Annotated in this window: 17 protein-coding genes and 1 tRNA gene; 14 read left to right on the forward strand and 4 right to left on the reverse strand. The window is 61.3% G+C overall.

The genetic code is table 11. From position 1 onward, the window contains the following. Positions 1–86: 86 nt before the first annotated feature. The 8 genes from NOF55_RS01780 to NOF55_RS01815 all read left to right on the forward strand — a co-directional run bounded on the left by NOF55_RS01780 (position 87) and on the right by NOF55_RS01815 (position 11,113). Positions 87–980 carry an SDR family oxidoreductase gene (locus NOF55_RS01780; protein WP_306409597.1) on the forward strand — a complete coding sequence of 298 codons (894 nt, stop codon included), beginning with the start codon at positions 87–89 and terminating at the stop codon, positions 978–980. Positions 981–1,487: 507 nt separating this feature from the next. Beyond that, positions 1,488–2,753 (forward strand): RhtX/FptX family siderophore transporter, encoded by a 1,266-nt coding sequence (locus tag NOF55_RS01785; RefSeq protein WP_306409598.1) that lies wholly within the window; start codon positions 1,488–1,490, stop codon positions 2,751–2,753. Continuing rightward, positions 2,746–4,152 carry a diaminobutyrate--2-oxoglutarate transaminase gene (rhbA, locus tag NOF55_RS01790; RefSeq protein WP_306409600.1) on the forward strand — a complete coding sequence of 469 codons (1,407 nt, stop codon included), beginning with the start codon at positions 2,746–2,748 and terminating at the stop codon, positions 4,150–4,152. The genes NOF55_RS01785 and rhbA overlap by 8 nt, the downstream gene beginning before the upstream one ends. Beyond that, complete coding sequence (locus tag NOF55_RS01795; protein WP_306409601.1) at positions 4,149–5,633, forward strand: pyridoxal phosphate-dependent decarboxylase family protein; 1,485 nt, start codon at positions 4,149–4,151, stop codon at positions 5,631–5,633. The genes rhbA and NOF55_RS01795 overlap by 4 nt, the downstream gene beginning before the upstream one ends. 97 nt (positions 5,634–5,730) lie before the next feature. Continuing rightward, positions 5,731–7,374: a rhizobactin siderophore biosynthesis protein RhbC gene (rhbC, locus tag NOF55_RS01800; RefSeq protein WP_306409602.1), complete on the forward strand. Its 1,644-nt coding sequence runs from the start codon at positions 5,731–5,733 to the stop codon at positions 7,372–7,374. Further along, positions 7,367–7,957 (forward strand): rhizobactin siderophore biosynthesis protein RhbD, encoded by a 591-nt coding sequence (gene rhbD, locus NOF55_RS01805; protein WP_306410172.1) that lies wholly within the window; start codon positions 7,367–7,369, stop codon positions 7,955–7,957. The genes rhbC and rhbD overlap by 8 nt, the downstream gene beginning before the upstream one ends. A 2-nt stretch (positions 7,958–7,959) precedes the next feature. Next, on the forward strand, positions 7,960–9,324 hold the full coding sequence (rhbE, locus tag NOF55_RS01810; protein ID WP_306409603.1) for a rhizobactin siderophore biosynthesis protein RhbE: 1,365 nt from the start codon (positions 7,960–7,962) through the stop codon (positions 9,322–9,324). Beyond that, a complete protein-coding gene (locus tag NOF55_RS01815) occupies positions 9,308–11,113 on the forward strand; it encodes an IucA/IucC family protein (RefSeq protein WP_306409604.1) in 1,806 nt (601 codons plus the stop codon). Before rhbE ends, NOF55_RS01815 begins: the two co-directional genes overlap by 17 nt. Before the next feature lie 56 nt (positions 11,114–11,169). On the opposite strand, the gene rhrA is transcribed toward NOF55_RS01815, so the two are convergent. Continuing rightward, complete coding sequence (gene rhrA / locus NOF55_RS01820; protein WP_306409605.1) at positions 11,170–12,123, reverse strand: rhizobactin biosynthesis transcriptional regulator RhrA; 954 nt, start codon at positions 12,121–12,123, stop codon at positions 11,170–11,172. A 137-nt stretch (positions 12,124–12,260) separates the two neighbouring features. Between rhrA and rhtA the strand changes: the two genes are divergently transcribed. Genes rhtA through NOF55_RS01835 form a run of 3 tightly spaced genes read left to right on the forward strand, consistent with a single transcriptional unit; the run spans position 12,261 to position 16,735 of the window. Then, positions 12,261–14,525 carry a TonB-dependent siderophore receptor RhtA gene (gene rhtA, locus NOF55_RS01825; protein WP_370868868.1) on the forward strand — a complete coding sequence of 755 codons (2,265 nt, stop codon included), beginning with the start codon at positions 12,261–12,263 and terminating at the stop codon, positions 14,523–14,525. Beyond that, positions 14,525–15,646 carry a GNAT family N-acetyltransferase gene (locus NOF55_RS01830; protein WP_306409606.1) on the forward strand — a complete coding sequence of 374 codons (1,122 nt, stop codon included), beginning with the start codon at positions 14,525–14,527 and terminating at the stop codon, positions 15,644–15,646. Before rhtA ends, NOF55_RS01830 begins: the two co-directional genes overlap by 1 nt. Beyond that, entirely contained in the window at positions 15,647–16,735 is a 1,089-nt protein-coding gene (locus tag NOF55_RS01835; protein ID WP_306409607.1) for a siderophore-interacting protein, read from the forward strand. A gap of 261 nt (positions 16,736–16,996) precedes the next feature. Here the strand turns inward: NOF55_RS01835 and NOF55_RS01840 are convergent. From NOF55_RS01840 to NOF55_RS01850, 3 genes are all read right to left on the reverse strand, one after another. Next, a tRNA-Arg gene (locus NOF55_RS01840) sits at positions 16,997–17,073 on the reverse strand. 142 nt (positions 17,074–17,215) lie between these two features. Further along, positions 17,216–18,697 carry a sensor histidine kinase gene (locus tag NOF55_RS01845; protein WP_306409608.1) on the reverse strand — a complete coding sequence of 494 codons (1,482 nt, stop codon included), beginning with the start codon at positions 18,695–18,697 and terminating at the stop codon, positions 17,216–17,218. Positions 18,698–18,835: 138 nt separating this feature from the next. Next, positions 18,836–20,833, reverse strand: a complete 1,998-nt coding sequence (locus NOF55_RS01850; protein ID WP_306409609.1) for a HAMP domain-containing methyl-accepting chemotaxis protein — start codon at positions 20,831–20,833, stop codon at positions 18,836–18,838. Between the two features lie 292 nt (positions 20,834–21,125). Here NOF55_RS01850 and rpmH point away from each other — a divergent pair, with 292 nt between their 5' ends. From rpmH to yidC, 3 genes are all read left to right on the forward strand, one after another. After that, entirely contained in the window at positions 21,126–21,266 is a 141-nt protein-coding gene (gene rpmH, locus NOF55_RS01855; protein WP_306409610.1) for a 50S ribosomal protein L34, read from the forward strand. Between the two features lie 91 nt (positions 21,267–21,357). Continuing rightward, complete coding sequence (gene rnpA / locus NOF55_RS01860) at positions 21,358–21,750, forward strand: ribonuclease P protein component (protein WP_306409611.1); 393 nt, start codon at positions 21,358–21,360, stop codon at positions 21,748–21,750. Further along, complete coding sequence (yidC, locus tag NOF55_RS01865) at positions 21,750–23,552, forward strand: membrane protein insertase YidC (protein ID WP_306409612.1); 1,803 nt, start codon at positions 21,750–21,752, stop codon at positions 23,550–23,552. The genes rnpA and yidC overlap by 1 nt, the downstream gene beginning before the upstream one ends. The last annotated feature ends 3 nt before the right edge of the window (positions 23,553–23,555 follow it).

Below are 23,555 nucleotides of genomic sequence, written 5' to 3' on the forward strand. Positions count from 1 at the left end.
CTGTCACGTTCCTTCTGTACCGCGGGCGATAGCTGCCGCATCGCCTTGACTTCCCGGCAAATTGCACGCCCAGAGGAGACGTCGCCATGACCCGTTCGTCCGGATTGCAGGACCCCCGCAGCCTCTATCCCGCTCCGCCCTTTCCGCAGCAACCCCAGCCCATGCCCGGCCTCGCCCGCCAGATGGACCCCGTTCCCGACCACGGCGAGGAAAGCTATCGCGGCTCCGGCAGGCTCGAAGGCCGCAAGGCGCTCGTGACCGGCGGCGATTCCGGCATCGGCCGGGCAGCCGCCATCGCCTTCGCCCGCGAAGGCGCGGACGTGGCGATCTCCTACCTTCCCGAGGAAGAGGCCGACGCCAAACAGGTGATCGACCTGATCGAGGCGGAGGGCCGCAAGGCGGTCGCGCTGCCCGGCGACATCCAGGACGAGGCGTGGTGCCGGGAATTGGTCGAAAAGGCGGTCTCAGGGCTCGGCGGGCTCGATATCCTCGTGATCAATGCCGCCAGGCAGCAGTACCGCGAGACGATCGAGGAGCTCACGAGCGATGACTTCGACCGGACGATGAAGACCAACCTCTATGCGCTGCACTGGATCGCGCAGGCGGCGGTTCCGCATCTGCCTGCCGGAGCGTCGGTCATCACCACAGCCTCGATTCAGGCCTACCAGCCCTCACCGATCCTGCTCGACTATGCGACGACCAAGGCCGGCATCGTCGCCTACACCAAGGCGCTCGCCAAGCAGCTCATCGAGAAGGGTGTCCGCGCCAATGTCGTCGCGCCCGGTCCGGTCTGGACGGTGCTTCAGCCGAGTGGCGGCCAGCCGGACGAGAAGGTCGAGAATTTCGGCAAGAGTAGCGATTTCGGCCGCCCCGGCCAGCCGGTCGAACTGGCGCCGGTCTATGTGCTGCTCGCCTCTCAGGAAGCAAGCTTTATCAATGGCGAAGTCTACGGCGTCACCGGCGGCAAGGGCGTCGCCTGATAGCCGGGGCCGACTATCCGCGTCGGGCGTTGAAGGTCACTTGAACACCGGGAGAGACGAATAACACCGGAACGAAAGCTGACCGCTTCGACAACGATCTGCGACCTTCAACATCGACGGCGTGAACGAACGGCCCCGGTGCGCTTGCGCTGGCCCGGGGAAGCGTGGCTGGAAGGTGTGGTCGCGCGCTTTTCTCGCGCGCATAGCATTTACCATCGATGTTTTGCGCCTGAACCGTGAGGTGACGGGATACTGCTCCCCTTCGGATCGGAAAGGACTATCGATCCTCTCGTCGCTGTCGTCCCTCTGTCCTGGTGGCGGCGTCTTTCCGAAACCAACGGTTCGCAATTGTCTTACTCTGGTTCGTCCGTCTCCAAGCCTGCTTTGCCGGCTCCGGTTAAACATGAGAAAAATACTCGTGTTTCAATCTTCGTGATCGCGGAGAACCACTACGCGCAACGCCGCGTGTGTTGGCTCAACTGATCATGACGTGGACTTGGTTGGCATATGACAGACGTCCAAAGCTCTGATCCATTATATGTGTCCAAAACTGCTGGTTTTGACCGGCGTCTCATGGCGGTTCTCGGCGGCCTTTATCTCGCCCAGGGGATACCAACCTATCTGCTGCTGGTCGCTCTGCCGCCTATCATGCGTGAAAGTGGCGCCTCGCGCACGGCAATCGGCCTGTTTTCGTTGCTGATGCTGCCATTGATTCTGAAATTCGCCGTGGCTCCATTGGTGGATCGCTGGTCGCCCTTGCCGAAACTCGGCCACCGCCGTGGCTGGGTTGTCCCGACCCAGCTTCTCGTCAGCGCCGGCATCGCCTCGATGGCGCTGGTCGACCCAAGCGATGCGGGGATCCTTTTCTGCGTCTGCTTATCGATCACTATTATTTCGTCGATACAGGATATTGCGACGGACGGTTATGCCGTGCGGCATCTGACGGACGAAACACGTTCCATAGGCAACGCCGTGCAGGCGGGGGCCGTGGCGTTGGGCGTGATTATCGGCGGGACGGCCGCACTCGTGGTGTTCCACATCGCCGGATGGCGCACGATGATCCTGCTCGTTGCGGCACTTTCGCTGCTACCGCTCGCCGCTGCCTGGGCCATGCAACCGGAAGCGCCCGCTGCCGGGAGAGATCGAAAGCGAGCCAGCTTGCTCGGTTTCTTCCGCCGCCCGAATGCCTGGCTGATCCTCGGTTTCGCACTGACATACCGGGCCAGCGAGGGCCTGGTGCGCGGCATGGAGGGAGCCTATCTGGTCGATATCAAGGTGCAGACGGACTGGATTGGGTATCTCTCCGGCGGAGCTGCGGCAACGGCGGGCCTGATCGGTGTGGCCATCGCCGCCTTCCTCATCCGCAGCGCCGGACTGACGGCGACACTCGTTCTTCTGGGCGGGCTCAGAAGCATCTGCTTTCTTGCCTTTGCGCTGAATGCTTTCGGCATATGGCCCGGCATAGGGGTAGCCATGTCGGCCTCGGCATTCCAGACGTTGATCCGCTACATGGAACTCGTCGCCATCTATTCCTTCTTCATGAAGTCCTCTTCGAACGACCAGCCGGGAACGGATTTCACCATTCTGACCTGTGCGGAATTGATCGTCTACGTGGTGGGGGCCTCGTTGGCAGGGCTGGTGGCGGACAGGTTCGGTTATCCTGCCCTGTTTTCCACGGCAACCGTTATCTCCCTGCTCGGAATGGGACTGTCGGTCTATTTCCTCCAAAGGATCGGGCGCTGTTCGAGGGCATCTGCTCCGGCAGGTGTCTGATACGAACGCGAATTCCACGAAAGATTCCACTGGAGTTGATCTCATGGACACGTTCCCGCGGTGCGATAACGACTTCTACCTCAAGCGCCAGGCCCGACGAGAATCCAATGCGCGCAGCTATCCGCGACGCTTCCCGCTGGCGCTGAAATCGGCGTCTGGCTGCCTGGTGAGAGATGTCGAAGGCCGCACCTATCTGGATTGCCTTGCCGGTGCCGGAACATTGGCGCTCGGCCACAATCACCCGGAAGTCATTGCAAGCCTTCAGGACGTGCTCGCCTCCGGCCTGCCCCTGCATACGCTGGACCTCGTGACGCCTGTGAAGGACAAGTTCGTATCGGATCTCTACGAGACCTTGCCTGCGGACCTGCGCGACGAAGCGAAAATCCAGTTCTGCTCGCCGAGCGGCACGGATGCGGTGGAAGCAGCGATCAAGCTTGCCAAGACCGCCACGGGACGTACCGATATCATAGCGTTCCGGGGCGCCTATCACGGCATGTCACAAGGGTCGCTTTCGCTGATGGGATCGCTGGGGCCGAAGGCGGCTGTCGGCCAACTGGTGCCGGGAACGCATTTCTTTCCCTACCCTTACGCTTATCGTTGCCCTTTCGGGCGCGGCGGGGACGAGACGGCCACGCTGGCCGCGGACTATTTCGAAAAGGCGCTGCGCGATCCCGAAGGCGGCATCAACCTGCCAGCGGCGGTTATCCTCGAGGCGGTGCAGGGTGAGGGCGGCGTCATTCCGGCACCTGTCGAATGGCTGCGCAAGATCCGCAGCGTCACCCAAGAGCTTGGTATTCCGCTGATCCTCGACGAAGTGCAGAGCGGCGTAGGCCGCACCGGAACCTTCTATGCCTTCCAGAAGGCGGGCATCGTGCCGGATATTATCGTTCTCTCCAAGGCGATCGGCGGCGGCCTGCCGATGGCGGTGATGATCTATCGCGAAGGGCTCGACCTGTGGAAGCCCGGCGCGCATGCCGGCACGTTCCGAGGCAACCAGCTGGCGATGGCGGCGGGATCGAAGACTTTGGAAATCATCAAACGCGACGGGCTTGTCGAACGGGCGGCGATTGCCGGAAGCAGGCTGCGCGCCAATCTGGAACGCATCCAGATGCACACTCCCTATATCGGCGAGGTGCGCGGGGAAGGGCTGATGCTTGGCATCGAAGTCATCGATCCGGGCGCCAGACCGGACAGTTTCGGCCAGCCCCCGCACGGCGCAGAAATCGCGAAGGCGGTGCAGGGCGAGGCATTCCGTGCGGGCCTTATTCTGGAAACAGGGGGGCGACACGGAAGTGTCCTGCGGCTTCTGCCACCGCTGACCATTTCCGACGCCGAGATCGACCAGGCCTCCAGCATTCTTTCCGATGCCTTCATGCGCCTTGGACGCAACGCGGCATGAACGTGACCTTGTTACCCGGCAAACAGGCGCGTGTCATGGATGACGAGCTGTCGTCCGTCATTCTCGGACCCGGTGTTGCCGCGCAGGCCGCTTATCGTCAGGCGATGGAGGCGGCAGTCGCGATGATTGCCGAAAACGCCTCCCGGCACAGTATTCATTCCGGCGTGAATGCGGATGGCCTGCGCGGCTTTCTGGCCGCGCTGGAGGTTTGCCCGGAGCGTGGCACCGGTGTTTTCGCCGCCCTTGAGGAGATTGGCATTCCGGCCGTGCGGCATGCGCTCGATGTGGGCAACCCGGCGACGATGGCGCATCTGCATTGCCCGGTGGCCGTGCCCGCCCTGGCGGCGGAAGTGCTGATTTCCGCCACCAATCAATCGCTCGACTCCTGGGATCAGTCGCCCTTCGCGACGCTGGTCGAGGAAAGGGTTCTGGCGTGGCTAACCGCCTTTTGCGGCCTGTCCGCGGAGGCTGGCGGCAGCTTCACCAGTGGTGGCAGCCAATCCAATATGACGGCGCTTTATCTCGCCGCGGAACGTCATGGTGCGGTGGCCAGAAGCCGGGGCGTCATCTTCGCCTCGGAGCAAGCGCATTTCAGCATTCGCAAAAGCGCCTCCATTCTCGGTTTTGCCGGCGATGCGGTGATAGCCGTAGCGACGGATGACGAGGGGCGCATGTCCGCCGCCGCCTTGCGAACCGCGATCGAAAACGCAACAGGGCACGGGCGGGCGCCTGTTGCGGTGGTGGCCACCGCCGGCACGACCGACCTCGGCGCTATCGACCCCCTGGCCGATATCGCCGATCTCGCCGCATCGCATGGGCTATGGCTGCATGTGGACGCGGCCTATGGCGGTGGGCTTCTGTTTTCTCGGCATCGTCATCGCCTGGCTGGAATGGAGCGGGCGGACTCAATAGCGCTCGACTTCCACAAGATGCTGTTCCAGCCGATCAGCTGCGGCGTCCTGCTTTTAGGGGATGGCGCGAATTTCTCTCCTCTGGCGACGAAGGCGGATTACCTCAATCCCGAAGTTTCGATCTTCGGCGATGTGCCTAACCTCGTGGAATCATCCGTGCAAACCACGCGCCGGAGCGATGCCCTGAAAGTTCTGATGACCTTGCGTTCCATCGGGTGCGAAGGTCTCGATGCGCTGGTTTGCAAAACCCTCGACAATGCGACGTCGGCGGCGGAAGCGATCCGCGCACGCGCTTACCTGCATCTGGCGCAACAGCCGTCATTGTCCACGGTTCTGTTCCGTTATGTTTCACCGCACGGCGCGGAACGGTCGGACGAATTGACGCTGACGATCCGGACCGAACTTTTCCGCACCGGCGTCGCGGCACTTGCCACAACCGTCCTTGATGGACGCGTTCACTTCAAGCTGACGCTTCTCAATCCGAATTCCACTCCCGACGTCATCGGCCGTGTTCTGGATGCGATTGGAGATATGGCACGCGAACTGGAGAACGACCATGTACGCACGTAAAGCAGCAACACTTGCACTTCGATCCCTTCTCAATTGCGTCGCCCGTGAATATGCGGACCGCTCTGTCTGGGAGCAGGACAACGGCCGACAAAGACTGATGCTGAATTTTCCCGGGAATGGCGGCAGCCTGAAGATTCCGGTGCTCTATCGCTCCGCAACGGGACATCATCTGTTCGGCGAGCCGCTTGTCCTGAGCGACAAAAGCGGTGCGGGCACGATCAGTGCCACGGATGCGATCACGGTCATCGTCGAGCGGATCGAGGCGAATGCGTCCGAAGACGGTCGCACGGACCTGCTGAACCGCGCCCATTCCAGCCGCCTGCTGGTGGAGACGGCTCTTCATGACCGCCATGCCGATCTGGAAAAGCTCATTGGCAACGAGGTTTCTTTCGTGGAGGCGGAACAGGGATTGCTTGCCGGTCACGGCATTCACCCTTGCCCGAAAAGCCGCGACGGCATGACGGAAGACGAGGGCAGGCGTTATTCGCCGGAATTTGCCTCGAGCTTCCCGCTGCGCTGGTTCGCCATTTCCCGCGACGTCTATCACACGGGCCATTCCTCTGGCTCTCCCGGCGCTGAGGAATGGCTGAACGGGGCGGAAGGCGAAACGCTCGCCGCCCTGCGCAGCAAGCTGCCTGCTGGAGATTTCGCTTTCCTGCCGGTCCATCCCTGGCAGGCGGACGCGATGCTGAAGCAGGCGGATGTCGCGAGACAGCTTTCCCTCGGCAAAATCGTGGATTGCGGCGAGGCGGGCAAGCCGTGGTTCCCCACCTCTTCCGTCCGCACGCTCTACAGGCCGGACGCCCCCTTCATGCTCAAGCTCTCGCTCGGTGTCGGCATCACCAATTCCGTGCGGGTCAATCTGGCGCGTGAACTTCTGCGTGGCGATGACATGTATCGCTTCCGGGCGCATTCGTTGTGGCAGGATCTGGCAAGGGATTATCCGGGATTGAACCTGATGCCCGACCCTGCCTATGCGGGCGTTGCCCCCGGCGGGGGCGTGATCGACGGGCTCTCGGTATCGCTGCGCGAAAATCCGTTCCACGGTGCGGATGCCGGACGCAACGTCACCCTGCTGGCCGCCTTGTGCGAACATCTGCCGGATCGCGGCAGCAGGGTGGGGGCGTTGATCCGCGAGCGTGCCGAACTCGAAGGCCGCCCGGTCGAAGCCGTTGCCGTCGACTGGTTCTCACGCTTCCTCAAGGTTTTCGTGCAGCCGGTCTTTGCGCTTTATCTGCGCCACGGCATTGCCATCGAAGCGCATCAGCAGAACATGCTGCTCGAAATCGGCGATGGCTATCCGATCGCGGCATTCTATCGCGACAATCAGGGTTTCTTCCATCACGAGCGTGCTCATGCGGCGCTGAACGCCGCCATTCCGGGGATCGGAGAACGCAGCGAATCCGTCTTCGGCGAAGAGGCGGTGGATGAGCGTATTCTGTATTACGCCTTCATCAATTCCACCCTCGGCATGATCGGCGCGCTGGGACGCGAGGGACTGGTCGAGGAAGAGACGCTCATTTCCCTGCTGCGCGAGACGTTGCTGGAACTCGACGCGAAGGAGGGTGGGCAATCCAACGTCATCGGAAAGATGCTGTCGCCGGTTCTGCAATGCAAGGCCAACCTCAAGACCCGGCTCGCGCAGATGGATGAGCTGGTGGGGCCGCTTGAAACGCAGTCGGTTTATCTCGAAATCGACAACCCGTTGTTTCGGCGTGCGCGGGCGCAGGCTCATGGCTGAGCGTACCGAATCCGGCGCTGATTTTGCCTATTCCAGATATGATCCGGATATAGGCCGGACAATCGGCTTCCGGCTGCTCGACAAGGGCCGCGACCTCGACCTGCTGTGGCACTGGATGAACCAGCCGCATGTGGTGCCGCAATGGAAGATGGCAAAGCCGAAAGAGCATATTGCCGCCTACATCGACACCAATCTGGCCGACCCGCATCAGGATCCGTATATCGGTTTCATCGACGGCACGCCGATGAGCTATTGGGAAGCCTATTGGGCTAAGGACGATATTCTCGGCCGCCATTATCCGGCGGACGAGAAGGATCGCGGCTGGCACATGCTTGTGGGGGAGCCGTCCTTCTTCGGTCGCGGCATTGCGCCCGCGATAATCCGGGCTTTCACACGCTTCCTGTTTCTGGATGATCCCGCGACCGAAAAGGTCGTCGGAGAACCCAGCGTCGAAGCGCGCCGCCTGCTTCGCTATGCCCCCGTCTGCGCCTTCGAGGAGCAGGGGGAAATCGATCTGCCGGACAAACGCGCCAAGCTGATGTTCTGCCATCGGCATCGCTTCATCGAACAATTCGGATTATGACCATGACCACACTCGACCTGACCGGTATCGGTATAGGACCATTTAATCTGGGCCTCGCCGCCCTTCTCTCCTCCCATCCGGAAATCTCGGCCACGTTTCTGGAACGCAAGCCGGGCTTCCGCTGGCACGAGGGCCTCATTCTGCCCGGTACGACCCTGCAAGTGCCGTTCCTCGCCGATCTCGTTTCGATGGCCGATCCGACCCACGGGATGAGCTTTCTCAACTATCTGGCGGCGCATGACCGACTCTACAAATTCTATTTCTACGAGAATTTTCTGATCCCCCGGCAGGAATACGACGATTATTGCCGCTGGGCGTCGCATCAGCTGAAAAGCTGCCAATTTGGCGAAAGCGTTGTCGATGTGCGGCATGTTTCCGCTTCGGACACCTTCGTGACCGAAACCCGCTCTCTGAGCGGAGCGACACGCAGCTACCGCAGTCGCAATATTGCGATCGGCGTCGGCACCGCGCCCTATCTGCCGAAGTGGACCGGCCTGCATGGCAATTCTCCGGTTTTCCACTCGGCTGAATTTGCAAAACGCAAGGAGGAACTGACAAGGGCCCACCGCGTGGTCGTGATCGGTTCCGGCCAGAGTGCGGCGGAGTGCGTGCTGGCGCTCTTCAGCGAACTGACGCCGGAAAGGGTGGCCGAGGGAGCTTCCATTCGCTGGATTACCCGTTCGCCCGGCTTCTTCCCGATGGAATATTCCAAGCTTGGGCTGGAATATTTCACGCCGGATTACATGCATGAGTTCCACAAGCTGCCGAGATCGACACGCAGGCAGGTGGTTGCAGATCAGGGCCTTCTCTACAAGGGAATCAGCTTTTCGACCATCGCCGACATTTTCGATCTTCTCTATGAGCGTTCCATCGGCGGGCGCGATCCGGGCCTGTCGCTCGCATCCAATTGCGAGGTCACTGCGGTCGAAGGCGCCGGTTCTTCCGATGGCGTCAGGGTCAGCCTCCGGCACAATCTTTCCGGCGAGGAAAGTGCCGTCGTGGCGGATGCCATCGTGGCGGCGACCGGATACCGCCATGCCTGGCCCGAATGGCTGGACACATTGAAAGGCGAGGTTCTCGCAACCTGCGAGCACGGCGACCTCGTCGTCGGCGCCGATTTCCGCGCAGAGCGCCGCGATGGTGGAAACGGGGCCGTCTTCATCCAGAATGCCGAAACCTTCCAGCATGGCGTCGGCGCACCGGACCTCGGTCTTGGTGCTTTCCGCAACGCCGTCATCATCAACCAGTTGCTCGACCGGGAGCATTACCGGGTCACGGCAAGATCTTCCTTCCAGAATTTTGGCGTTCCGCAAGACCAGATCCCGTCATCGAGAATTTCAGGAGACGTCTATGCCCGCGCCGTTTGAAACGCTTCTTCAGCCCGCCTTCGCACCGGCTCTCTGGAGAGAGACGGCACGTCGCCTTCTGGCCAAGGTCATCGAGGAATTCGCCTATGAGCGGATTTTCCCCGTCACACAGGACAGGCCCGGACATTACCGGATCGATTTTTCCGCCGCGTCCTACAGCTTCAAGGCCAGGCGCTATGTCTTCGACAATTTGTCCGTCGATCCACACAGCATCGTCAGGCACGCGGCCGGTCTCGACACACCGGCTCACGATCCGCTGGCCTTCTGCGCGGAGATTCTGCCCGAGCTCGGCGTCAAGCCGATGACGGTGGCCCATTTCATTCGCGAGCTTGGCAACACGCTGGTGTCGGACGCCCATATTGCTGCCCGCGCCGACAAGACCGGTGCGGATCTGGCGCAGCTCGATGATATCCGCATGGAAGGCGAAACGACCGGTCATCCGTGGATCACGGTCAGCAAGGGCCGTATAGGTCTCGGTTACGCCGACTATCTCGCCTATACGCCGGAAAACCGCGCGGCGACGAAGATCGTCTGGATCGGCGTCAGCCGTCAGCGGGCCTCCTTCGTGGCCGAAGACGGTTTGACGAACGAGGCGCTCGTCGCAGAAGCGCTCGGCGACGCGCTTTACGCGACGTTCGTCGCGAAGCTCCAGGCCGCTGGCGCGTCGCAGGAAACGCACCACATCATGCCGGTCCATCCGTGGCAGTGGGACCACATGATCGTGCCGCACTTTGCCGCCGAGATTTCTTCCGGCCATATCGTCCTGCTGGGGGAGGGGGACGATCTCTACGTGCCGCAGCAGTCCGTCCGAACCATGTCGAATGTCAGCCATCCCGGAAAATCGACGCTGAAGCTGTGCATGACCATTCTCAATACCGCCGTCTATCGCGGCATTCCGGGCAAACGGGCGCTGACGGCAGCGCCATTGACCACATGGCTGGACAGGCTTCTGGAAAACGACGCTTTTCTTTCGCGGGATTGCGGCCTCATCCTTCTCGGGGAGCGGGCGGGCATGCATTATGTCCATCCCCAGTTTTCCACCATCTCCGGCGCACCCTACCAGTTCAACGAAATGCTGGGGTGCCTGTGGCGCGACAGTCTTGCCGGTCATCTGAAAGCCGGAGAGACCGGAATGCCCCTTGCCGCCTTCCTGCATGCGGGCACGGATGGCAAGCCGGTGGTGCAGGCCCTCGCCGAAAAGGCCGGTGTCGGCGTTGAAGACTGGATTGCGCGCTTTTTCGATGTCGTCATCCCGCCGGTCCTTCATCTTCTCGCCCGATATGGCCTTGCATTTTCCGCGCATGGGCAGAATGCGACGCTTGTTCTGAAAGATGGTTTGCCGAAGCGTCTGGCGTTGCGCGACTTTATCGATGACGTCATCGTCTGCGACCTGGATTTTCCCGAAAGCGCCAGCCTTCCGAAGGAAGTTCAGGAAGTCCTGCTGCGCCTGCCGCCGGATTTCCTCATCCATTTCATCCAGACGACACTGTTCATCTGCGTCTTTCGTTACATGTCGGTTCTGCTCGACACGCGTTCCGGGCTTTCGGAAGAAACCTTCTGGGCGTTGGCTGCCGAAAGCATCCGGCGCTATCAGGCGCGCTTCCCGGACATGGCCGAGCGCTTCGCCATCTTCGATCTGTTCACGGATGAATATCCCCGGCTTTGCCTCAACCGTGTGCGGCTGTTCACGCACGGCTATGCCGACGACGACGAGCGCCCCTCGCCGGATTTTCAGGGCATGGTAGACAATCCGCTTGTCCATTTCCGCAGGAAGAAAGACGCCGCCTGACGGCGCTGTGGCAAGTTGAAATCGCGGGCATCAAGGCGTCCCGCGAAATCCAGGGATTACACATTTTCGGTTTGCGCCGCCATGCGGCGCAAATCCGTGGGACGTATGCCGTAGCGGCTGCGGAAGGTCCGGTTGAAATAGGACAGGTCGTTGAAGCCGACGCTGTAGACGATCTGGCCGATCGGGGTGGCGCTATTATCGGCCAGTATCTTGTTCTTTGCGAGCACGAGCCGCCTTTCCAGCAGGTAGCGGGAGAAGGTCGTTCCTGTCCGGCTGAAAAGCTTCTGGATGGCGCGGGGCGTAATGCCTTCCGCCGTCGCCACATCGGCGATGGAAAACGAGCCGTCCGCCAGATTTTCCTCGATCATCGCCTTGATCGCTTCCAGGCGGTTTTGCGGGGAATCGGGCAGGGCATCGTCGTTGACGTGCTGGGCCAGAACCGGAAGCAGATCATAGAAATGCGCCACCATCATGCTGGCATGCTGTTTGTCCTGATGTTCCTGCCGCAAAAGATAGCCGGCGTAGTTCGTCAGCAGCTGTAAAGGCAGATATTCCGAGGGGAAGGGCTTCAGCAAGACGCAATCGACAGACTTGCGAACATGCGCCATCGCTGAATGCGGAAGGTGAGCGCAATCGAATCGCCCGCCTTCCGGCAAAACGATCTCCGAACGCCTGTCTGCGGGAAGCAGGATGACGTCACGCGGCGTCAGTTCGAATGTTCGCTGCCTGTGGTGAACGACGAGCGGACCGTCTATTGCCCGCATGATGACGATATCCGGCGAGTCGACACCATGCGCAGTAAGGCGGAGCGGCATCCGGGGGAGGTACAACGTTGCCAGCGAAAGATCGACGTGTTTCCAGAAAAGGCCGGTGACGCCGGCGAGATCGCCGTCCTCGACGGTGATCGTCGCCTCACCCAGCATGTCCAGCAGGATGGTGCGGCAAACGAGCCTGCTTTCTGAATCCGGCAGGGAGAACGCTCCGAGTTTCAGGGGTCGGATTACTTCCATGAAAATCAACCTGTCTTTCCTGTTGATGTTCGCATCTATCCAAATCAGGTTCGCTCAAATCCAAGCCCCGCCATCTCTTACCTCATAAAACATGACAAAAACAGTCTTGTATTTTTCACGGCTCGGTGGCTGTGGGCATGTTTTTGCGCATCGGGGGCGAAATGAACGTAAAGTGGAATGTTGGCTCAAGCCTGTTGGCGATCGTCGTTGCAACCGCCGCAACGGCGACTGCGCGAGCGCAGGACACATCGCAAGATGGAGAGGGAAGCGGCAACGTCACGGTGCTTGAGCCGATCGTCGTGACTGGCAGCCGTATTCCCCAGCAGATCTCCCAGACCGCCCGCACGATCTATGTCGTCGATGCCGAGGAAATCCAGGCGGAGGCCCGTTCAGGAAAATCGCTTCAGCAGATCCTCGCCAAAACGATTCCAAGCTTCGATCCTGCCAGCGAAGGCGCGCGCACCTCCTACGGGCAGAACCTTCGTGGGCGAACCGCACTTATCCTCATCGATGGCGTTTCGATGAATTCGGCGCGTTCGCTGAGCCGCCAATTCGATTCCATCGATCCGTTCAATATCGAGCGGGTCGAAGTGCTGTCCGGAGCGACCTCGATCTACGGCGGCAATGCCACGGGCGGTGTCATCAATATCATCACCAGGAAAGGCAAGGACGCGCAGGAGGGCCTGCATGGAGAGGCAACCGGCGGCATGGCCAGCGGGTTTTCCGGCAGCCGGGACTTCGACCGCAATGCGGCGGGAGCGGTCACGTACAACGGTGAGTACTGGGATGCGCGCCTGTCGGTCGCAGGCACCCGCTCGGGCGCCTATTATGACGGTGACGGCACCATGCTGATCCCCGATATCACGCAGACGTCGACCGCTTTCAACAAGCGTATCGACGTCATGGGATCGCTCGGCTTTCAGATCGACGATAGCCGCAGGCTGGAACTGTCGGGACAATATTTCGACAGCGAGCAGGACTCGCCTTACGGCCTCTATTATGGCCCCTATTTTGCGGCCCTCGCCAATCCCGACCTGTTCGAGACGCGGAACGGGTATGAATCGGACTTCAATCCGCAGACCCGCCGCTCCATGTTCAACGCCACCTATACGGACGACGATTTGCTGGGGCAGGAATTCCTCCTCCAGGGGAGTTTCCGGCGGGAAGGAATCCGCTTCAATCCGTTTCCCGGAACCAGCCCTTACTTCTATTTCGGCGGAAGCTCGCAGGACACCGACTATTACAGCGTGAAGGCGGCCTTTATTGCCAAACCCCTCGATGGATTGACGATTACCTATGGCGTCGATGCAGACCGCGATTCTTTCACGTCCAAACAGAATATCTTTGACATGGCGACAGCAGCGCAGACCGGCGGGCTCGACTTCGACACGCTCGGGATCGTAGGCCTTTACCCCGATATCGACGTTTCCACCGTTGCCGGCTTCGTACAGGCGGCCTACGAAGCGACCGATCGACTGACGATCAATGGTGGCGTGCGCTATCAATACATCAAGACGGAAGTATCTGATTTCGTCGGCGCCGCCCAGCAGATCGCCATTCTCAACGGCACGGCAACCTCCGCGGATGTCATTCCCGGTGGCGAGGTCAGCTATGACGCCGCCCTTTTCAACGCCGGTGCAGCCTACAAACTGACGGACACCCAGGAAGTTTATGCCAATTTCAGCCAGGGGTTCGAGCTGCCTGATCCGGCAAAATACTACGGCATTGGAAATTATGCACTTTCAGGCGGCGTCTACTCTCTTCTGGGGAGCGTGAACGTGGGCGATTCCGCGCTCGAGGCCATCAAGACCAATTCCTTTGAGGTCGGCTATCGTTTCAACGATGGCACATACAGGTTCGAAGCTGCCGGATATTATTCGACTTCCGATCGGTCGATCGATCTCAACCGCACCACGCTCGCCGTGGATGTGGTCGATCAGGAACGGCGCGTATACGGGATTGAAGCCAGCGGCAGCGTCAGGCTTGACCACGGCTTTGATGTCGGCGCGTCCGGGCATTGGGTGAAAACGGAGGTTAAAGCCGATGGAGGATGGGAAAACGAATCTATCGGAACGGCAAGCGTTTCCAAGCTCGGCGGTCATCTCGGCTGGACGAACGATACTCTCAGCCTGAAATTCTCCGGGCAACATGTCTTTCAGCTTGACGATGCCGACGGCTACGAGATCGACGGATATACCCTGTTCGACCTGACCGGCTCCTATACGTTCGAGAATACGGACACGACGCTCCGCTTTGGCGTCCTCAACCTGTTTGACAACGACTATACGACCGTCTGGGGCGCACGCGCCAAAGCGCTCTATGGTGCGCTCGCGGATGAGGCCATATTTGACTACAAAGGTCGGGGACGAACCTTTGCGGTGTCTCTGACGAAGGTCTTCTGATGGATCGTTCGCTTGTGGCGCAGCAACGCGCGAGCGCGTCCTACGGGGCCGGCTTCTTGATGGAGACCGCGGACGACCTCGTCTTCAAGACCTTTCATCTCGACGGAAAGGCCATGAACGCTGTCCGAAGAGCGGGGCCGATCGTGTCAGTGTCGTCCGCGGGGGCTGAAACTGCCTTCTTCCGTTTGTCCCTGCAGGAGGGGCTCACGGAACTCGAGGCCGTCGAAGGGGCGGCGCATGGTGCCCAGGGACGGCGCTTTGCCTGCGCGGTTTTCGAATATCTCTTTGCGACATACCCAAATCTGCGTTCGCTGTCGCTGAAAGGCGACTACTGGTTGTCTCTTCTGCCGGAATTCCGCCAGCATGGGCCTCATATCCTTGTGGATGGCTTGTTCTCGCAGCCATACGTTCTGGCAGATATGTTCTGGCAAACAGCCAATTTGTGGATGACCTCCGGACACCAGCCCTATCCGCGCCACGACGTATACGATGGAAGGATCGCACACCCGTCGCGCCCGCCTAAACCGCAGGGCAGGTTGTATGCCCGTTTCATTCCCTGGCTCGGAGGGACTCTTTCTTTCGACGTTGCGACATTGGAGGACCTGCCTGACATCCACCGCTGGATGAACGATCCGAGAGTCAACGAATTCTGGAATGAGGCTGGAGACGAAGACCGGCATCGTCGGTATCTGGAGGGAATGTTCTCGGACCCGCATATCATTCCATTGATCGGCAGGTTCGATGAGAAAGCTTTTTCCTACTTTGAAATCTATTGGGCCAAGGAAGACATCATCGGCACTTTTTGCGACGCTGGCGACTATGACCGGGGCTGCCACGTGATCGTCGGGGAAGATGCGTTCAGGGGGCAGCCCTGGTATACGGCGTGGCTTCCCTCACTGTTGCATCTCATGTTCTTGGACGATGCCCGCACGGAACGGATCATTCAGGAGCCCAGCAGCAGGCATTTCCGGCAATTGCGTAACCTGCAACGTTCGGGCTTTTCCCATATCAAAAGCGTTGACCTGCCCACAAAGCGGGCGGCCATCATGTCGATCTCCAGACAGCGCTTTTTTTCCGACCGGCTCTGGCATCCGGCGCATGCGCCGGATGAGGGACTTTAAATGAACGATGACGAGGTTGACGTGCTGGCCGATGATGCCGTTTTTCGTCGCGGATTGCCTCATGTCGCGAATGCGACGATCATGCCGGGTGATGACGCAAGCCTTGTGCTTGCAAGGCTTCACGCTCACCTGCGCCAGCACGACGTCAGCGTTCGAAAGCTGAATGACACTCTTTTCGTTGAAATGCCGGACTTGTCGGCTGCCTTGCGATTATCCGACAGCAATATTTCCGTAGAGATCACAGCGGTCGATACCGATACGCTCTACTTTTCTAAACTATGGCTTGAGGACGCCGTTTCCGGGGCATGCGATGGTGAGGGGAGAATCGAATGGGGCGAGAACTGTCGCAGTTCCGTTCTTCCGCCTGGCCTTCTTGTATTGACGGTTGCTGGCGTAGAAGATCTTTCCCCGAAAAATCGTCGCATTACCTTTCGGACTTCTCATGCAGCGTCGTTCGACAGAGCGGATCGTATCCACCTGCGTCTCATGCTGAATTTTCAGGAGGTCACGGCATCAGTCATCCGGTCGGATGCGAATGGAGAGCCAAGAGCGGATCATCCAAAACCTCTTTGGCGGACGTACACGATCTCTTCGGTCGATTCGGTTGCAGGCACGATCAATGTCGAATTCCTGCTGCATGGAGCGAACGGGCCGGGAGCAGACTGGGCCCGGCAGGCCAAACCACTGGATCGTGTGGGGGCTACCGGACCGATCGGCAAGGCACTTCGCCCGGCCCGATCCTATCTTCTTGCGGGAGATGAAACCGCTCTTCCCGCGATTCGTCGCCTTATCGCGTCTCTCGACGAAACCGTGACCGTAAAGCTTGTCGTGGAAGTCGCGACGCAGCAGGATACGATTCCTATGGAAAGTAAGGCTATGATCGAAACTCGGTGGCTTTATCGTGGAAAGCAGGGCTCCGCCAGTATCCTTCCGGATGTACTGCGTACGATGGAAATTCCTGCCGCATCCTCCCGACGGTTCGTCTGGGCCGCATGTGAAGCAGATGCTGCGAAGCGCATTCGATCCGTTCTCTCCGACCGGGGCGTCAAGCCGGAAGAGCAATTGGTTGCGGCCTATTGGCATAGGTAGTCCCCCCGTTCTGTGTTTCATAGCGGCAGTGGGAGGATGATGGCTGAGATTTCTCGCCCGATACGGATCTGCCTATGAAGGATGGTCGCGTAAACGAGGTAGATGTTGCCCGATCTGAAAATCAGCGATCGTGAAATTCAGGGGCGAACTACGGATCGTGTAGTAGATGGAGCGTCGTAGCGAGGAGACAAGTTCCGCAGACTAAATCGCGGACTAATTTGATTTTCTAGTCTGCGATGATCGGCTAAGTTATTGAAAAAATGGCGCACCCGAAGAGATTCGAACTCCTGACCCCCAGATTCGTAGTCTGGTGCTCTATCCAGCTGAGCTACGGGTGCGTGCCGTTTCGGCGGTGGCGAGCGGCGTTGCGCTTGCGTGGCGATCCTCTAAAACGTCGCCGGTTCGATTGCAAGCGAATTTCTCCGCACGAGGAAATTTTTTCGGGAAGAAATATGTAACCTGTTGATTATACGGGAAATGTCAGCTTCTCCGCTGGCGGTAGTCATGCAGGGAGACCGGGCGGTCGGGAATTTCTATCCGGAATTCCGTGCCCGGCGTCGATTTCTCGACCAGTGCGATCGTGCCGCCATGCGCCAGAACGAGCTCGCGGGCGATGACGAGGCCAAGTCCCGTGCCGCCCGAGCGCACGCCGCCGCGGAAGGGCCGGAACAGGTTCTCGCGTGCCTTGTCGGGCATGCCCGGGCCGGTATCGTCCACGGATATGGCCACCACCGTGCCCCGCCTTTCAGCGGAAACGGTGATGCGGCGCGGCAGCGACGGATCGCCCGGTATCATCGAGGCGAGTGCCTGATGGGCATTGCGGCAGAGATTGTTGATGACGCGGAAAAGCTGCTCGCTGTCGGCGTCCACCTCGAGACCGGGGTCGATGGCGATGACGAATTCGATGCCGCCCGCGGCGTCGAGGCCCAGCATGTCGCGCACCTCGCGCGCCAGCGCCGCAAGCGGCAGGCGTCGCCGTTTCGGCTCGGCCTCGGTGGTCTGGCCATAGGAGAGCACTTCGTTCGTATAGCCCACCGCCCGGTCGATGGTGCGCAGCAGCTTCGGGGCGAAATTGCGGACCATCGGATCGTCCACGTCGACCAGCCGGTCCGATATGAGCTGGGCGGAGGCGAGAATGTTGCGCATGTCGTGGTTGATCTTGGAGACGGCCAGCCCGAGATCGGCGAGGTTCTTCTGCTGCTTGAGCGTCCGTTGCAGTTCGGTCTGCATGGCCGCGAGGTGCTGGCCGGCAATGGTCAGCTCGTCGCCGCCCGTGTCGGGCACCATGATGCGGGCCGGATCGGACGGGTCGGCGGAAAAATCGCTCATGCTGTTGGTCAGCCTGCGCACGGGTCGGATCATCATGCGGTTGATCGACACGTAGATGAGCCCTGCCGTGATGAGCGAAATCACCAGCGAGATGGCGAACACGTTGCGGGCATAGACGAGCATGGCGCGGCGCAACGGCTCGTCCGGCATCACCAGCTCGACCACCATGTCGGTGTCGCCCAGGGTGCCGTAGGCGCGTATCAGCCGCGAGCCGCCGAACAGAAGCGTGTCGAACGCGTCGCTGACGGTTGCCACGAGGGCGGTGTGGCCGACGTCGTAATGGCCGTCCACCTCGCCCGGCATGTCCTCCGACACCGCGATCAGCCGCGACGTGCCGTCCTTGCGCAGCACGATGGCGCGGGCGCCCGTCGCCAGCAGCGTGTCGGCCTGGACCGAAGGGGGGAGTTCCGCCTGAAGACCGTCGATCACCACCCCGGCCGCGGCGGCGATGGCGAGGTGGTCCTGAAGCCAGCGCAGGCGCATGGAGGCGATGGACGGCACGAAGATCAGCACTTCCGCCAGCATGACGAAGACGACCGTCAGCGCCAGCAGCCGGCCGGAAAGGCCGCGGAAAAAGCCCGGCAGGCGTTCGATCGCCCGCTGCCCGTGCTCCGCTTCGGCTTTCTGGTCCATCGTCCGGCTTTGCCTTTCTGGCGTCTCGCCGCCGGAGGGTCGTCACGCCCCCGGGCAACGGTTTGCTTATGCGCCTATTCTAAAGCGCTGCACCGCGATTTCCAGCCCCCTGTCGCGGCGAAAGGAAGCAGCCGGCGATCAGAACTCCTGCCAGTCGCCGGACGCCCGGGCAAGCGGCGGCGCGGCGAAGGCCGCGGCAGCCCTGGCAGCCATCTCCCGCGCCGGTGAGGCGACCGGCGCGGTGCCGGCGCGGACGGCGGCGGGACGCGGTGTCTTTGCTTCGCCCAGCCGGAAGCGGTCCACCAGGCTGAGCAACCGTTGCGCGTCGGACGAGAGCCGGGACGTGGCGGCGGAGGTCTCCTCCACCATCGCGGCGTTCTGTTGCGTCACCTGGTCCATCTGGTTGATCGCCGTATTGATTTCCTTGAGCCCCGAGGACTGTTCGGAGGCGGCCGTCGCGATCGACTGGATGTGGTCGTTGATCGTCAGAACGCGGGTCTCGATCCCCGAAAGCGCCGTGCCGGTCTGCTGCACCAGCGTGACGCCGCTCTTCACGGCATCGCCGGATTTGGAAATCAGCTCCTTGATGTCCTTTGCGGCGGTTGCCGAGCGCTGGGCGAGTTCGCGCACTTCCTGCGCCACGACGGCGAACCCCTTGCCGGCCTCGCCGGCGCGGGCGGCCTCGACCCCGGCGTTCAGCGCGAGAAGATTGGTCTGGAAGGCGATCTCGTCGATGACGTTGATGATCTGGGTAATTTCGCCGGACGCCTGTTCGATGCGGTTCATGGCGGCGATGGCGTCGCGGACGATGGCGCCGGATTCGGCGGCGCTGCGGTTCGCTTCGGCCACCATCGTGCTGGCTTCCTGCGCGCGCTCCGACGAGGCGGTCACGACGGCGGTGATCTCGTCCAGCGCGGCGGAGGTTTCCTCCAGCGCGGCGGCCTGCTGCTCGGTGCGCCTGGAAAGATCGTCGGCGGCGCTGCGCAGTTCCCCGGCATTGGCCTCGATCTGGTCGGTATTGGCGCGAACGTCGCCGAGAGCGGCGCGGAGCGCGTCAAGGGCGCTGTTGAAGTTGCGCTGAAGGTCTGCGAAGGCGCCGCGGAATTCGCCGCGCATGCCCCGGGTCAGATCGCCTTCGGCCAGCCAGGACACGGCTTCGCCGGTCTGCGTCAGGCCGGTTTCCACGCCGTTCAGCAGCGCGTTGACGTTTGCCGCGAAACGGTCGAGGTTCTCGTCGTCGTAGGTCTTGTCGATGCGGCGGCTGAAATCGCCCTCGGCGGCGGCCGCGACGACGACGGAAAGCCCGGCCTGAAGGTCGTCGCTGCGCGCCCGCATGGCTTTTTCCTCGCTGTCGCGGCGCTGGATTTCCAGTCCGTTGTCGCGGAAGACAGCGACGGCGCCGGCCATCGCGCCGATCTCGTCCCGGCGTCCGGTATGCGGAATGTCCGTCTCGTAGCGACCGTCGGCGACTTCGCGCATCGACGTCGTGATCTCGCGGATGGGCCGGCTGATCTGCCGGTTGGCGACATAGAAGCCGGCGCCCGTTCCGGTGACGATGCCGAAGGCCGTGACGCCGAGCACGAGTTCCACGATCATGGTGGAAAAGCTGGCGAGGCTGGCGGTCACGGCGGTGAGTTCGGCCTTGTCGGAATCCACGATGGAATCGATCGCCGCCTGGAAATTCCTGCGGTTGGCGCGGTTGGCCTCGTTGTTGCCCTGGGTGTTGGCGGCGGCGGGACCTTCCGTTTCGGCCAGACGCACCGTTTCCGAGCGGAACGCCTCGAATTCGCGGGCCTGCTGGACCATCCTGTCGAATTCGGCGCGCTGCGTGGCGGGAACCAGCTTGTCCCATTCGGCCAGCAGGCCGCGAATGTCGGAGAGGGTGCTCGTGAGGCCGTCGCCGAACCTTTTCGCATCCTCGGAGCTTTTCGAGGCGTAGATCCCGCGGGCCTCCATGACGACCGCCGTCACGAGCCGGTTGAGCCGCTCGCCCTGGTAGGCGCGCGTCGCCGCCGTTTCGTAGGCTTGCGACTTGCTGTGATACTGGGAAAGAGCATAAAGCGAAACGATGCTCACGATGATGGCCATGAGGCTGGCAAAGGCCACCAGCAGATTGATCTTGCGTCCGATACTCAAGGGATTGTCCTCCACATATCCTGCAAGCGGCCGGATGTTCTCCCCTGCATTCGCACCGCTTGCGTTTCCTGCCCAGTCTACGGCGCCGTGCTTAACGAAGCGTTGGGGTCCTCTTCCCAAAAATAGTGTGATCCGGCTTTCGCCCTGCGGCGATTGACTTTTCGGGCCGCATGCCCTTATAAGCCGGCACGTTCGGCCGCTTGCCGCCTGCCTTCCGGGCAAAGGTAATGCACCGTTCGGCAATCATAACGCTCAGATCAAGAAGGGCCGCACTCCGCGGTATTTAAATAACATGGCTACAAAGCGTACCTATCAGCCTTCCAAGCTCGTCCGTAAGCGTCGTCACGGCTTCCGTGCGCGCATGGCAACCAAGGGCGGCCGCGCCGTTCTGAACGCCCGCCGCGCCCGCGGCCGCAAGCGTCTGTCGGCTTGATGCCTCGCGCCCCGATCCTTGTCGCCGAGGTCCGGGGATGAACGCGCCGGCAGGGTTCCGGCCCTTCCGGTGATGTCTTGAGGTTGCCGGAATGACGGACCCACAGACTTTGGAACAGATGCCCGGGCGGCTGAAAAGCCGGCCGGAATTTCTCGCCGTCAGGGAGGGCGAGAAGCGCCGGGGTCCCCTGTTTCTTCTCGAGGTGCTCGACCGGCGGCGTCCCGACACGCCCCCGCGGGCCGGCTTCACGGTCACGAAGAAGCAGGGCAATGCGGTCGAGAGAAACCGGATGAAGCGGCGTCTCAGGGAGGCTGTCAGGCTCCATGCCGCAATTGCAATGCAGCCCGGACATGATTATGTGATCGTCGCCCGTCGGGAGGCGCTGACGGCGCCGTTCGATCGTCTGGCAAACGAACTTGTCGCGCGCGTGAAAGGCCGGCCCGGTCCAAAGCGAAGTCAGGGCAAAGGCCCCAGGAAAGAGTGATGGAAAAGAATCGAAATTATCTGGTGGCGATCGTCCTGTCCGTGATCATCGTGCTCGCCTGGCAGTTTCTTTACATGGGCCCGCGTCTGGAGCGGCGCCAGGCCCAGGAAGCGGAACGCGCCGCCCAGACGCAGACGCAGCCCCAGACCGCGCAGCCGGGCGGGGCGGGTTCCGCAACCGGCGGTGCCGGCGTTCCCTCGGCAACCACGGCCGCGCAGCCCCTCTCGCGCGACGAGGCGCTTGCCCGCTCGGCCCGCGTCGAGATCGACACGCCCTCCATTTCCGGCACGCTCAATCTGACCGGTGCCCGCTTGGACGACATCCACCTGAAGGAATATCGGGAGACGGTCGAGCAGACGAGCCCGATCATCACGCTTTTTTCCCCCTCCGATGCCCCGAACAGCTATTTCGCCGAACTCGGCTTCGTGAGAAGCGAGACGTCCGGCACCGTGCCCGGCCCGGCGACGGTCTGGGAAGTGGCCGAAGGTTCGCGGCTGACGGATACGACGCCGGTCACGCTGCGCTTCGTGAACGAGAAGGGCGTGACCTTCACCCGCCGGATCGAGGTGGACGAGCATTACCTCTTCACCGTCACCGACCGTATCGAGAATGCCGGTTCCGAGCCGGTGACGCTGGCCTCCTATGGCCGCATTACCCGCGCCAACAAGCCGACGACGCCCTCCATCTACGTTCTGCACGAAGGCTTCCTCGGCGTCATCGGCAGGGACGGCTCCTTCATCGAGGAGCATTACGACAGCGTCGACGAGAAGCCGATCGAGAACGCCAAGGCGACCGGCGGCTGGATCGGCATCACCGACAAGTACTGGGCCGCCGCCCTCGTGCCGCCGCAGGACGCGGTCTTCGATTCCCGCTTCGCGCATTTCAAGGACGGTCAGCCGCGCTACCAGGCGGACTACCGCAACGAGGATTTTTCCGTTGCGCCCGGCCAGCCGGTCGAGCTTCAGACCCGCGTCTTCGCCGGGGCCAAGGAAGTACCGATCGTCGATGCCTATGAGGAGCAGTACGCCATCCCGCGCTTCGACCTGATGATCGACTGGGGCTGGTTCTATTTCATCACCAAGCCGATGTTCAAGCTGATGGACTACTTCTATCGCTACATCGGCAACTTCGGCGTCGCGATTCTGCTGACGACCGTCGTCGTGAAGCTGATCTTCTTCCCCCTCGCCAACAAGCAATATGCCTCTATGGCGAACATGAAGCGCGTCCAGCCGAAGCTGGAGGAGCTGAAGGCGAAGTTCGGCGACGACCGCATGGGCCTCCAGCAGGCGATGATGGAGCTTTACAAGACGGAGAAGATCAATCCGCTGGCCGGCTGCTGGCCGCTGCTCCTGCAAATTCCGGTGTTCTTCGCGCTCTACAAGGTGATCTACGTCACCATCGAAATGCGCCACGCGCCGTTCTTCGGCTGGATCCAGGACCTTTCGGCGCCCGATCCGACGACGCTGTTCAACCTGTTCGGCCTGCTGCCCTACGATGTTCCGGCCTTCCTGCATCTCGGGATCTGGCCGATCATCATGGGCATCACCATGTTCGTGCAGATGCGCATGAACCCGACGCCGCCAGACCCGACGCAGGCGATGATCTTCAACTGGATGCCGCTGGTCTTCACCTTCATGCTGGCGAGCTTCCCGGCCGGTCTGGTGATCTACTGGGCCTGGAACAACACGCTCTCGGTCGCCCAGCAGGCCTTGATCATGAAGAAGCACGGCGCGAAGATCGAGCTGTTCGACAATCTCAAGGGCCTGTTCCGACGAAAGGGATCGGCGCCCACCGAGAAGTGAAAT

Source organism: Ectorhizobium quercum (assembly GCF_026552795.1).
GTDB classification, from domain to species: domain Bacteria; phylum Pseudomonadota; class Alphaproteobacteria; order Rhizobiales; family Rhizobiaceae; genus Ectorhizobium; species Ectorhizobium quercum.

Excerpts from the sequence above, each read along its gene's own strand:
- NOF55_RS01780 (WP_306409597.1), top strand. The coding sequence starts at position 87 with ATGACCCGTTCGTCCGGATTGCAGGACCCCCGCAGCCTCTATCCCGCT.
- NOF55_RS01785 (WP_306409598.1), top strand. The coding sequence starts at position 1,488 with ATGACAGACGTCCAAAGCTCTGATCCATTATATGTGTCCAAAACTGCT.
- NOF55_RS01795 (WP_306409601.1), top strand. The coding sequence starts at position 4,149 with ATGAACGTGACCTTGTTACCCGGCAAACAGGCGCGTGTCATGGATGAC.
- rhbC (WP_306409602.1), top strand. The coding sequence starts at position 5,731 with ATGCTGAATTTTCCCGGGAATGGCGGCAGCCTGAAGATTCCGGTGCTC.
- rhbD (WP_306410172.1), top strand. The coding sequence starts at position 7,367 with ATGGCTGAGCGTACCGAATCCGGCGCTGATTTTGCCTATTCCAGATAT.
- rhbE (WP_306409603.1), top strand. The coding sequence starts at position 7,960 with ATGACCACACTCGACCTGACCGGTATCGGTATAGGACCATTTAATCTG.
- NOF55_RS01815 (WP_306409604.1), top strand. The coding sequence starts at position 9,308 with ATGCCCGCGCCGTTTGAAACGCTTCTTCAGCCCGCCTTCGCACCGGCT.
- rhrA (WP_306409605.1), bottom strand. The coding sequence starts at position 12,123 with ATGGAAGTAATCCGACCCCTGAAACTCGGAGCGTTCTCCCTGCCGGAT.
- rhtA (WP_370868868.1), top strand. The coding sequence starts at position 12,261 with ATGTTTTTGCGCATCGGGGGCGAAATGAACGTAAAGTGGAATGTTGGC.
- NOF55_RS01830 (WP_306409606.1), top strand. The coding sequence starts at position 14,525 with ATGGATCGTTCGCTTGTGGCGCAGCAACGCGCGAGCGCGTCCTACGGG.
- NOF55_RS01835 (WP_306409607.1), top strand. The coding sequence starts at position 15,647 with ATGAACGATGACGAGGTTGACGTGCTGGCCGATGATGCCGTTTTTCGT.
- NOF55_RS01845 (WP_306409608.1), bottom strand. The coding sequence starts at position 18,697 with ATGGACCAGAAAGCCGAAGCGGAGCACGGGCAGCGGGCGATCGAACGC.
- rpmH (WP_306409610.1), top strand. The coding sequence starts at position 21,126 with ATGGCTACAAAGCGTACCTATCAGCCTTCCAAGCTCGTCCGTAAGCGT.
- rnpA (WP_306409611.1), top strand. The coding sequence starts at position 21,358 with ATGACGGACCCACAGACTTTGGAACAGATGCCCGGGCGGCTGAAAAGC.
- yidC (WP_306409612.1), top strand. The coding sequence starts at position 21,750 with ATGGAAAAGAATCGAAATTATCTGGTGGCGATCGTCCTGTCCGTGATC.